Raw genomic sequence first — 10,782 nt, 5'->3', positions numbered from 1 at the left:
GCGCCTGCTCCTCGCGAAGCAGCAAATTTTTCTTTACGATCTCCTCCAGATCATCTACGCTGTAAACTTCAATATCCTCGCTCTGGCTAAGCTCCACGTCGCGCGGCACGGCGATATCGAAAAAATATCGCTTAAAGCTTTTGGGCTCAAGCAAGCTATCGGTAATGATCGGCTCTTGCGAGCCCGTAGCGCTGAAAAATAGGCTATTTACGTTCAGATATTTTTTGAGATTATCAAGGCTATCGATTTTAATACGGGATTGTACCTGCGCGGAGGAATTTGCGCAGGCGGTGGAATTTTTATCGTCCTTTGGATTTTCGCCTGCTATGCGAGATTCATTGCTGTCTGCAAAAGTCTCTTTATTAAAATTTACGCCGTCTTTGGAATTTTGTTTTTGCGCGGGATTTTCGCCCGCGAAATTCGCGACATTTCCGGAATTTAAGCCGTACGAATTTTTTCCTGTGCCGGGATTTTCATCCGCGCAATTTTTCGCATCCAAGGAATTCTCGCCAAGTAGCGAGGCGGCTAGCCTCTGCGCGCCGACTAAATTTCGATTTAAGATCGTAATATTCGCGCCGCTTGCGAGCAGGTGTTTGCACGCTAGCTCGCTCATCTCTCCCGCGCCCACTACCACGGCGTCCGCGCCTTGCAAGGAACCCAGCCTGTCTTTTGCCATCGCTACGGCGACGCTTGAGACCGAGATCGGATTTTTTGAAATTTCGGTTTGGTTGCGGATGCGCGCCGCGCACTTTAGCGCTTCATCTATCGCTCTTGCGATCTGCGCGCCGGCGCGAGCGTTTTGCATCGCGAATTTATAGGCGTCTTTGAGCTGGCCTACGATCTGAGTTTCGCCCACTACGAGGCTATCAAGAGAGGCTGCGACGGCGAAAAGGTGGTGTATCGCGCCGTAATCTTCGTAAATATCGGCACGCTCGGCTAGCTCGTCGTAGCTTACGCCGCTTACGCGCGAAAGCGCCAAAAGCACGAACTTTTGGGCTTCATCAAAGTCGCTTACGACGGTAAAAATTTCTACTCGGTTGCAGGTGCTAAGCACCAAACACTCCTCTATCGCGGAGTTTGAAGCCAAAAGGCGCAAAATTTCTTTCTTACGCACATCGTTTGAAAACGACAGCTTCTCGCGCACCGTGATGTCCGTGTTTTTGTGGGTGAAGCTCACGCTCATATACGCCATCAAAACTCCCTATCTATCATATCTCGCACGATTTGCTCCAGCTTGTCGTTTTTAAATTCCGCCACGGCTTCGAGCGCCTTCTGCCCGTAGGCGCGAGCTTCGTTTATACAGCGCTCGATGATGCCGTGCTCGCTAAGCTTCGCTTTGATCCATGAAATTTCGCTCTGGCAGAGCTGCTTTTTAAAAAACGATCTTAGCTTTTGCCGCTCGGAATCATTTAAATTTTCGTATAAATAGATGTAGGGCAGGGTGGTTTTGCCCTCCGTAAAATCGCTCAAGCTCGGCTTACCGAGCGCTTCTGAGCTTTGCGTGACGTCTAAGATGTCGTCGATAATCTGAAAGGCAAGCCCAAGGTTTTTGCCGTATTCGCCGAATTTTACGCTCGCGCTTGAAATTTTATCATGATCTTTCGCGGCTTTTAGATTCCTGCCCTCGTTTTTTGCGCCGTTAATATCTGAAATTTCGCCGCGATTTTCTGCGCCGCCGAATTTCAAAAAAGCCCCACAGCGCGCGACTTCCTCTATGAGAGCGGAGGTTTTTAGATAGATCATCTGCAGATATTTGCTCGCATCGTCGTTGAAATCGTCGCTTAAGCTCACGTCCATTAGCTCGCCCACGGCTAGTTTCGTGACGGCGAGCGAAAGCGCGGCGGCGATGTGGTTTTCAAATTTAGAAAGCTCGAAGTATGCCTTGGAATAGAGTATATCGCCCAGCATCACGGCGTTTTTGGAGCCGTAGGTGGCGTTTATCGAGGGCTTGCCGCGGCGCACCGAGCTTTCGTCGATGACGTCGTCGTGCAGTAGGCTCGCAGCTTGAATTAGCTCGATGATCGCGCATAGACGCAGCGATTTTTCATCTTTTTGCGCTATGTTTAGTAGCAGCTTGGAGCGCAGTTTTTTGCCGGGGCTTAGCCTATCAAACATCTCGTTAGCGGGCTCGTAGCCGCATTCTGCGATGAAACTTTTCATAATTAAATCAATTTGATCTTGCATTATTCGTTGTTGCTTAGGATATTTCCGCTCATTTGCAAAAATTTGTCGTTTAGCTCGTCTTGTAGATTCTGCTGCGCGATGAAGCTTTCGATCTCGCGCTCGCTAATACCGCGCGCTTCGCAGAGCCGCTCACAGGCGATTAGGCGGATTAGAGCTTCTTCGATTTCGTTTTGCACCAAAGTAGGGCTTGCAGCGGATAAAATTTCAAAAAATTTCTCTCTTGGGCTGCCTTCAAAAATATCCATTTACCTTCCTTAAAATTTCGCGATTATAGCAAATGTAAAATTTAATTTAGGTTAGGACGCGGCAAACTATCGGGGTTTTTAAACAGGAGCGATTGCGCAGATTTTGCGCTTGCGTGCGGTAAATTTTAAGCTTAAACGCGTGATTTTGGGCTTTGAATCTCATAAATTTTAAAATTTTACTTGTTTGCGAGATAGGCAGAGCGAGCGGAATTTAAAAATTTAATATTAGTTGCGTGGCGGATTAAACGCGAAGCTTTTCAGATAGGCGGAATTTTAAATTTACATATAAGCAGCTTGATTTTTGCGGAAATTTTAAACTTCTATGGCGCGAGTGAAATTTTGGATTTCGCGTGAGTGGATAGAATTCCGCTTTGTTTAAGCGGTAAAATTCTTGAATTTCGCGTAGGCGGAGAGGATTTTCGCTTTGCTTGTGCGGTAAAATCTTGATTTCTGAGCGGCGGATAAAATCTACTTATGCAAAATCTACTCGCGCGCGCAACATGCATCAGGCTTTTTAAAATTTTAAAATTCCGCCGCTTTGCGAGAATTTGAAATTTCATGGATGCGGTAGAATGCTAAAATCGCGTTTGGCATTAAATTTTTAAACTATAATTTTGAGGTAAATTTTAAATTAATCTGCGAGAGTATCTCTAAATTTAGAATCCCGCCACCTTTTACAGATAGAATTTCATTTTTAGCGCAGATAAAATCGCGCACTACAAAAGCTACTTTTAAAATTTTAAATTCCACTCGCGCAGATGAAATTTCGGTTTCTCGTGCTAGCGGAATTTTCTGCGCAAGGATTATTTTTAAATTTTAATTTCGCTTGCGTTGCACGCGAAGATGGAATTTGCTCCGTTTTAAGAGCCTAAGCGTGATTTTACCCTGCTGCAATACTACTTTTAATTAGCTATGCCTAAAAACCAGGCTGCTTAAATTCCGCCGATGATTTCGCGCGCTTGCGTGATGCTTAGGGCATTGCGACTTAGTTCGCTAGGCTCGCCAAACCCCCAGCATACCTGCAAATACTCAAGTTTTGCGCCTCTTAGATCTGCCAAGTTTGCCTGAAAACATCGCGCTGCTGCAGCTTGTGCACTTTCCGTCGCTTCTGCTTTTGCGGAAATTTTAGAGCCTTTAAAGCTTAGCGTTGCCGCCCCGTCAGCATCTGTGTCGTTAGGGCGGAATTTTTCATCCGCGTTAAGATTTTTGCCGCAAGAGTTTAAGCCCTCGCTAGTGCTGAAATTCTCTCTACTCGTGTCGCGGCTAACATTTAAGCTCTCGCCGTCATTGCCGTCTTGAAATTCTAAATTTTGTAAGAATTCCGCGCCGCGGAGTGCGGCTAGCTCATCTTTTTTGCTATCACCTAAAAAAATCGCGTTTTTGTGCGGTGAGCGCGCGATTACGTGTAGCAGCATCGCAGGATTGGGCTTTGATGGCATCTGCTCGTCCGCGCCTACGACCAGATCAAATAGCCTGCGCACCCCCGTTTTTTCTAAGATCGCGCTTAGGGTATAGGAAGGCGCATTGGAGGCGACTGCAAGAAAAAATCCTGCTTTTTTGCACGAGTGCAAAAGATCTTCGATACCCTCGTAAAGCACGGCAAAATCGCGGTAATTGCTTACGAATTCTTTTTCAAAAAACGCAAGCTCTTCGGCGCTCGCTTCGGTTTTGCCGTAAAATTCCAAAAAGGCGTTTTTGCTTGGATCGTTGATAGTGTGGACGATGAAATTCTTTTGCAGCGGTGCTAGATCGTAGAGCTCGCGGCGAGTGTTATTGACGCTGATTTCGATCGCGCGCGAAGAGTCAAGCAGCGTGCCATCCATATCAAAAATCACGGTTTTCATCTAATAATCCTTTAAAAAATCGATTTTGTGCTTGTCTTTTTTGTAACTCTTATTATTTTTGAGCTTTTGCAGAGCGTTTGCTTCATGCTGTAGCGCTGATCTAAACGCAGCATCGCTGGTCTGTCCTGCCTCGCTAGCATCAAGGACGTTTTTGGCAAAGCTCTCAAGCGCCTTGGTGTAGGGGCTATCGAGATTTGTAGCGGTCGCTTTAGATAAAATTTCATAGTTTTTAGCTATTCGCTTCGCAAAAAGCTCTGCGTCGAAATCCTCGCGCTTTAGCAGTGCTACGGCGGATTTTACGAAGCGTTCTAACGCGCGGATATATTTAACGCGCTCATCTTTTTCTTTGATTTGCATGATCTTTCCTTAATTAAAGCGCGCATTATAGCAAAATTCGAAATTTTGGCAAAATTACGCATATTGTAAAACTATATTTTAATAACATTTTCTCTATAAACCCCATATTATAGGCATTTTAAAATCATATAAAAATACTTGACTTTATTTTAAAATTTCGCTATTATTCGCCAAATTTTTTACAAAGGACAAAAATGCAAAAAGAAACCCTCGCAACTCACTTCGGTTACGACTCCGTCGCAGGCTACGGCACGATGGCAGTTCCCATTTATCAAAGCACCGCGTTTAACTTCGGTTCTAGCAAAAAGGCCGCCGATCGCTTCGCGCTGCGTGATCTAGGGCCGATTTATGGGCGTTTGACAAATCCTACTACTGATGTTTTTGAGGCGCGACTTGCGGCGCTGGAAAACGGCAAAGCCGCAATCGCGGTCTCTAGCGGGCAGGCGGCAATATTTTTTGCGGTAGCAAATTTAGCCGCAGCGGGCGAAAATATTATCATCGCCGAGAAAATTTACGGTGGCGCGACCACGCTTTTAGCGCACACGATCAAGCGTTTTGGCATCGAAGCTAGGGTTTTTGACTCCGAAACGGCAGATAATTTGGAAGGGTTAATCGATGATAAAACTAGAGCGATCTTTTTTGAGACACTTTCAAATCCTCAAATTTCGGTTGCAAATACCGCTAAAATCGCTACAATCGCAAATAAGCACGGCGTAGTAACGATTGCGGATAACACGATCCCGAGCTCTGCGCTTTACAATCCGCTTGATGACGGCGCCGATGTCGTAATCCACAGCGCTAGCAAATACATAAGCGGGCAAGGTCTTAGCATCGCAGGCGCGATCGTTTCGGGTAAAGGATTAAATTCCAAACTCAAAGGCAATCCGCGTTACGCACATTTCAACGAGCCTGATGAGAGCTATCACGGCTTAATTTATGCGGATTTAGTAGATAATTTCGACATTTACACGCTTAGAATTCGTTTGTCCCTGCTTCGCGATATTGGTGCAACTCTATCGCCGTTTAACGCGTTTCAGCTCATCCAGGGGCTTGAAACACTGCCGCTTCGGATGCAAAAACACTCGCAAAACGCGCTAAAGATCGCAGAATTTTTGCAAAATCATCCGAAGGTAAAGCGGGTCAATTATCCGGGGCTTGCAAGCTCGCCGTTTAATGCCGCGATCAAAGCGAAATTTAAAGACGGCTATGCAAGCAGTCTGATGAGTTTCATCGTAGATAGCGAAGAAACAGCGCTAAAGGCGGTTAGTAAGGTTAAAATTTTCTCCGTCGTAGCAAATATCGGCGATACGAAGTCGATCATCACTCATCCTGCGAGCACGACGCATTCGCAGCTAAATGAGGAGCAGCTAAACCGCGCTGGCGTGCCTGCGAGTCTAATCCGCCTAAGCGTGGGTATAGAGGACGCGAATGATTTGATTTCTGATCTTAGTGAGGCACTTAAATAATGGCACTTTTAAGCACAAAGGGCGTTTATGGGCTGGCTGCGATTTTGCAGATCGCCAAAGCTAGCGAAGTAGCGCCGATAAGTATCAAAGAGATCGCCGAGCGTACGGGGGTTTCTAAGAATTATTTGGAGCAAATTCTAAATACCCTTAGAAACGAAAAGCTAGTGTGTAGCATCAAAGGTAAAAACGGCGGTTATCACCTAGCCAGAGATGCTAGCGAGATTACTTTTGGTGAAATTTTTACCGCTCTTGAAAAGGATCTGCGGATGACTAGCATTCAGATGAGTGATCCCGGACTGCGGGCGTTTTTTGAGAAATTTGACGTCAAGCTGGCAGAGATATTTAACGAGCCTCTAAGCAGCTACGAGGAGATGATGGCGCGAAGCGTCCAGTATTTAAATTTCAGCATTTAAAGGAAAAATATGAAAATAGCAAACGATGTTACGGAGCTCATCGGCAATACTCCGTTAGTCAGAATCAATACATTTGGCAAAAATGCCCTCATCTTAGCCAAGGCGGAATTTTTAAACCCAAGCCACTCGGTCAAAGACCGCATCGCGTGGCAGATCGTAAAAGACGCGCTAAGCTCGGGCAAAATCGATAAAAATAGCGTTTTGATAGAGCCTACCAGCGGAAACACGGGCGTGGGGCTTGCGATGATCGCGGCGAAGCTCGGTATGAAGCTAATTTTAACGATGCCAAGCTCGATGAGTATCGAGCGCCAAAAGCTCATCGCCGCATTCGGGGCTAAAATCGAACTAACCGATCCAAAATTCGGAATGAAAGGCGCGGTAGATAGGGCAAATGAGCTGGCTGCGAGCACTCCAAATAGCTTCATTCCGAGCCAGTTTGATAACCCAAGCAATCCAAAAGCGCATTTCCAAAGTACTGGACCTGAAATTTGGGAGCAAAGCGGCGGTAAGGTAGATATTTTAGTCGCGGGATTTGGCACCGGTGGCACGCTCAGCGGCACGGCGAAATTTTTAAAATCTAAAAATCCAAACCTAAAAGCCTACGGCGTGGAGCCTGCTAGCTCACCGCTTCTTACGTGCGGTAGTGCGGGCGGGCATAAAATTCAGGGCATCGGCGCAAATTTTATCCCTGATAATCTTGATAGAAGCGTCATCGACGGCTTTTTGAGCGTTGAGAACGACGATGCATTTGCGGCAGCTAGACAGCTGGCGCAAAAAGAGGGCCTGCTCGTGGGCATTTCAAGCGGCGCGAATGTTTATGCTGCCGCCCGTATCGCCGCCAAGCCCGAAAACAGGGGCAAAGTGATCGTTACGATCCTTTGCGATACCGGCGAGAGGTATCTTTCTACCGAGCTTTTCAAATAGACAGCGGTTTTGCGCCAGTGCGGCGTTAGTGCGGTAATTTTACGCATTTTACGCAGACGTGCAGCTTCGCGAGATTAAATTTTACGCAGGCGCCGAAATTGGTGCGATGAGTTTTACGCGATCGTGCGGGTTATTGCGGCGATTGCGTGATTATATTTTACATTTTTCGCGTTACGTAGGCGATAGATTTACGCGATAGTTTCTGCGCGGGCGAGGCGATAGTCACGATGGTTACGCGATGATTTTACGCAAGCATCGCGATTTTGCACTTTATCCATTTGTTGATTTATCAGCTCATTGCCCGCTGCTAGATAAAATTTAGCCCCAAAATAGGGCTAAATTTTAAAATTTCATCTTGCGTGCCGAGCTGATTTTGGGGGCGCTATGTATGACGGCGCGACCGCACAGCGCAAGGCATTAAATTTAAAGCCGCCAAGCTCGCCAAATCTGCGCGATCTGTTCTCGCCGCAAATTTTATATCGCCGTCCGTACGTGCGGCATAAATTTTAAAATCCTATATGAAATTTTAAAGCTTCCTTTCGCGGCGCAAATTTCAAGCCCGCGCCGTGTATAAATTTCAAACCCTCGCCGTATGTAAAACCCAAACCGCCCTTTAAATTTAGCCGAATTTCAAAATTTAATCATAAAAACGCTATCATCGGGGCAAAATTTTTAAGGTTGTAAAATGAGTTTGAGCTTGAAATTTCGCCCCAAAAGCTTAGAGCAGATCGTGGGGCAGGGCAAGATCGTAGCGGTTTTTAAAAAATTCGTCGCCGCAGGCAGCATCCCGCACAGCATATTTTTCGGCGCTGCAGGCAGCGGTAAAACGACGATGGCGCGCGTGATCGCAAGCGAGCTGAACTACGATTTTTACGAGCTTGACGCCACGAGCCTGAAGGTCGAGGATATCCGCAAAATTCTATCCTCGCACGCCGGCTCGCTCATCAAGCCGCTCATTTTCATCGACGAGATCCACCGCCTCAGCAAGACGCAGCAGGAGGTGCTGCTAATCCCGATGGAAAACTACGCCGCGATCATCATCGGCGCGACGACGGAAAATCCGCAGTTCGTGCTAAGCAGCGGCATCCGCTCGCGCTCGATGATCTTTGAGTTCGAGCCGCTTAGCTACGAGGATTTGGAGGCGCTTTTGGCGCGGGTACAGGGCGAAATCGGCTTTGAGATGGACGAGGAGGCGCGAAAATACCTGCTAAACTCCAGCAGCGGCGATGCGAGAAGTATGTTAAATCTGCTCGAATTTGCGCTTTTGGCAGACAGCGCCATTACGCTGGATACGCTTCGTACGCTGCGCGCAAATGCAGTAGCTGCGGGCGTTAGCAGCGACGATCTGCATTATGAGCTAGCAAGCGCGATGATAAAAAGCCTGCGCGGAAGCGACGCCGACGCCGCGCTGTATTACGTCGCGAGGCTGATAGATGCGGGCGAGAGCGCGGATTTTATCGCGCGCAGGATGGTGATCCTAGCTAGCGAGGATATCGGCAATGCCAATCCAAACGCCCTAAATATCGCTACTAGCACGCTAACTGCCGTCAGCAAGATCGGCTACCCCGAAGCTCGCATCATCTTAGGACAATGCGCGATCTATCTGGCGCACAGCCCCAAATCAAACGCCGCGTATTTGGGCATTAACGCCGCTTTGAAATTCGTCCGCTCCACCGCTCCGCTGCCTACGCCGCGCTATCTCATCAACTCGGACAAGCAGATCGCAGACTACAAATACCCGCACGACTTCGGCGGCTGGGTCGAGCAGGCTTATATGAGCGAGGCGGCGAAATTTTACGAAAGCAAGGGGATCGGCTTTGAAAAGACGCTGGATGAGTGGCTGGCGCGATTGCGCAGGGAAAAGATCGATATCAAGGAATGAGAATGAACTTCAGCAGCGTCCTAAAACTAATGAAGCAGCGCTATGGCGCGGATGGCGAGTATCTATGGGATGAATATCCGAATTTCACGGTTTTTCGTCACGCAGGAGGGAAGCGCAAGTGGTTTGCACTTCTGATGCGCGGGCTTGCAAACGAAAAGCTCGGTCGCGCACTTCCTGGCTCAAGCGACGTGATAAATTTAAAAGTTTCGCCCGATTTGGCGGCAATTTTGCGTGACGAAAAAGGAATTTTTGCAGCCTATCATATGAATAAAAAGCACTGGATTAGCGTCTGCCTTGATGCGGTGCCGCGCGAGCAGATTGAGGATCTAATCGAGCAAAGTAGGGAGCTTACGAGGTAGAATTTGCGCCTGGGCTCGGTTTAAATTTGCGTGCGAAAGAGGCTAAATTTGAACCAAGAGTGCAGATTTTAACGGCTCGCGAGGCTTAAATTTAAAATATTTGCAAGGAGCGCGGATGAATGAGCAAAATTTGAAATATATCGCAAATTTAAAAGTGCAGGACGTGCCGTGGAGCAGGCTCACGACCGCTTACGGCAGGGCGAGCGGATTTGTTGAAATTTTTGATAAACTCGCGCGGGCAATCGAAGCTTGTGATGCGGCGCGCAGTTCGGGCGGCGAGCAAAATTTAAAAAGCAAGCCCTGTTGTGGGCAAGATTCTACGGATGCGGCAAGATGCGGCGCGGCGCAAAATTTCGTAAATTTAGCGCAAAATAGCGAGTCTAAATTTAAAAAGGCGGATAACGAGGCTGCGAAATTTAAAGCGGGCGGAGAGACGGAGCTTAAAACGGGCACGGCGAAGTGCGGCGAGGCGGAATTTAAGAGTGCGGATAGCGCGGCGAATAAGAGCTCGGATGCGAGCAAGCGGGAGAAATTTGATACCAAAGCCCTCCAGGACGCACTTAGTAAGATTTTTAACGAGATAGAGCATCAAAGCACTCTTTGGCACGCAACCCCTTTTGCGCTGCTGTTTTTAGTGCGTATCTTTATGCGGGCGCTGGCGGCTACGGGCAAAAACGCGAATAAAAATAATCAAAACGCTGCGGCGGGCAAAAAGCAAAACGATGCGGCAAGTAAAAACGACGAAAACAACAACTGTGAAAACGAAGCGGCGGGCTTTATCGCGGCTCAGCTCGGCAGGTTTTTTGCATTTATGATTGAGATTTGCGATGATGCCGACAAGATCTCGCACGCAGCGCCGCTGGCGAACTTTTCGGATATGCTTGCGGAAAAATATCTGTGGCCGCAGAGCGATGAGAATGACGAGGAGTGCTGGGAGGAGTACTTTTACGACGATGAGCTATTTTACAGCCTCTATTTTTATTCGCGGGCGGTTTTAGACGCGACGGGAGTGGACTTTGCGCAGTTTAAGCCCGGGCTAGGTGGCGTTTAAGACTGCGCCATCTCGCCTTTTGATTCTAAATTTAGCGCAACGCGGCGCGCTTTGGCG

Annotated in this window: 11 protein-coding genes; 6 read left to right on the top strand and 5 right to left on the bottom strand. The window is 47.7% G+C overall.

The features are described 5' to 3' along the window. The 5 genes from hemA to Q0238_RS07985 form a co-directional block, all read right to left on the bottom strand. A partial coding sequence (gene hemA, locus Q0238_RS08005) for a glutamyl-tRNA reductase (protein WP_297944841.1) occupies positions 1 to 1,192 on the bottom strand: 1,192 nt, incomplete at its 3' end. Continuing rightward, positions 1,192 to 2,184, bottom strand: coding sequence for a polyprenyl synthetase family protein (locus tag Q0238_RS08000; RefSeq protein WP_297944838.1), 993 nt, complete (start codon positions 2,182 to 2,184; stop codon positions 1,192 to 1,194). The genes Q0238_RS08000 and hemA, both read right to left, overlap by 1 nt. Further along, positions 2,184 to 2,429, bottom strand: a complete 246-nt coding sequence (locus tag Q0238_RS07995; protein ID WP_297944835.1) for a DUF2018 family protein — start codon at positions 2,427 to 2,429, stop codon at positions 2,184 to 2,186. Before Q0238_RS07995 ends, Q0238_RS08000 begins: the two co-directional genes overlap by 1 nt. A 932-nt stretch (positions 2,430 to 3,361) precedes the next feature. Further along, positions 3,362 to 4,273, bottom strand: a complete 912-nt coding sequence (locus tag Q0238_RS07990) for an HAD family hydrolase (protein ID WP_297944832.1) — start codon at positions 4,271 to 4,273, stop codon at positions 3,362 to 3,364. Then, positions 4,274 to 4,633: a hypothetical protein gene (locus tag Q0238_RS07985; RefSeq protein WP_297944844.1), complete on the bottom strand. Its 360-nt coding sequence runs from the start codon at positions 4,631 to 4,633 to the stop codon at positions 4,274 to 4,276. 191 nt (positions 4,634 to 4,824) lie between these two features. On the opposite strand from Q0238_RS07985, the gene Q0238_RS07980 reads away from it, so the two are divergent. The 6 genes from Q0238_RS07980 to Q0238_RS07955 all read left to right on the top strand — a co-directional run bounded on the left by Q0238_RS07980 (position 4,825) and on the right by Q0238_RS07955 (position 10,725). Next, positions 4,825 to 6,096, top strand: a complete 1,272-nt coding sequence (locus Q0238_RS07980) for an aminotransferase class I/II-fold pyridoxal phosphate-dependent enzyme (RefSeq protein ID WP_297944830.1) — start codon at positions 4,825 to 4,827, stop codon at positions 6,094 to 6,096. Next, positions 6,096 to 6,509, top strand: coding sequence for an Rrf2 family transcriptional regulator (locus Q0238_RS07975; RefSeq protein WP_177387438.1), 414 nt, complete (start codon positions 6,096 to 6,098; stop codon positions 6,507 to 6,509). Before Q0238_RS07980 ends, Q0238_RS07975 begins: the two co-directional genes overlap by 1 nt. A 9-nt stretch (positions 6,510 to 6,518) precedes the next feature. Next, a complete protein-coding gene (gene cysK, locus Q0238_RS07970; RefSeq protein WP_297944827.1) occupies positions 6,519 to 7,433 on the top strand; it encodes a cysteine synthase A in 915 nt (304 codons plus the stop codon). 685 nt (positions 7,434 to 8,118) lie between these two features. Further along, entirely contained in the window at positions 8,119 to 9,315 is a 1,197-nt protein-coding gene (locus Q0238_RS07965) for a replication-associated recombination protein A (RefSeq protein WP_297944824.1), read from the top strand. A 2-nt stretch (positions 9,316 to 9,317) separates the two neighbouring features. Then, positions 9,318 to 9,674, top strand: coding sequence for an MmcQ/YjbR family DNA-binding protein (locus tag Q0238_RS07960; RefSeq protein ID WP_297944821.1), 357 nt, complete (start codon positions 9,318 to 9,320; stop codon positions 9,672 to 9,674). A 115-nt stretch (positions 9,675 to 9,789) separates the two neighbouring features. Then, a complete protein-coding gene (locus Q0238_RS07955) occupies positions 9,790 to 10,725 on the top strand; it encodes a hypothetical protein (protein WP_297944818.1) in 936 nt (311 codons plus the stop codon). The last annotated feature ends 57 nt before the right edge of the window (positions 10,726 to 10,782 follow it).

Origin of the sequence: uncultured Campylobacter sp. (assembly GCF_938045775.1) — a bacterium.
Lineage (GTDB): Bacteria > Campylobacterota > Campylobacteria > Campylobacterales > Campylobacteraceae > Campylobacter_B.
The sequence above is the reverse complement of the archived record's forward strand: the minus strand, read 5'-3'. Positions and strand labels throughout refer to the sequence as shown.

Excerpts from the sequence above, each read along its gene's own strand:
- Q0238_RS08000 (WP_297944838.1), bottom strand. The coding sequence starts at position 2,184 with ATGCAAGATCAAATTGATTTAATTATGAAAAGTTTCATCGCAGAATGC.
- Q0238_RS07995 (WP_297944835.1), bottom strand. The coding sequence starts at position 2,429 with ATGGATATTTTTGAAGGCAGCCCAAGAGAGAAATTTTTTGAAATTTTA.
- Q0238_RS07990 (WP_297944832.1), bottom strand. The coding sequence starts at position 4,273 with ATGAAAACCGTGATTTTTGATATGGATGGCACGCTGCTTGACTCTTCG.
- Q0238_RS07980 (WP_297944830.1), top strand. The coding sequence starts at position 4,825 with ATGCAAAAAGAAACCCTCGCAACTCACTTCGGTTACGACTCCGTCGCA.
- Q0238_RS07975 (WP_177387438.1), top strand. The coding sequence starts at position 6,096 with ATGGCACTTTTAAGCACAAAGGGCGTTTATGGGCTGGCTGCGATTTTG.
- cysK (WP_297944827.1), top strand. The coding sequence starts at position 6,519 with ATGAAAATAGCAAACGATGTTACGGAGCTCATCGGCAATACTCCGTTA.
- Q0238_RS07965 (WP_297944824.1), top strand. The coding sequence starts at position 8,119 with ATGAGTTTGAGCTTGAAATTTCGCCCCAAAAGCTTAGAGCAGATCGTG.
- Q0238_RS07960 (WP_297944821.1), top strand. The coding sequence starts at position 9,318 with ATGAACTTCAGCAGCGTCCTAAAACTAATGAAGCAGCGCTATGGCGCG.
- Q0238_RS07955 (WP_297944818.1), top strand. The coding sequence starts at position 9,790 with ATGAATGAGCAAAATTTGAAATATATCGCAAATTTAAAAGTGCAGGAC.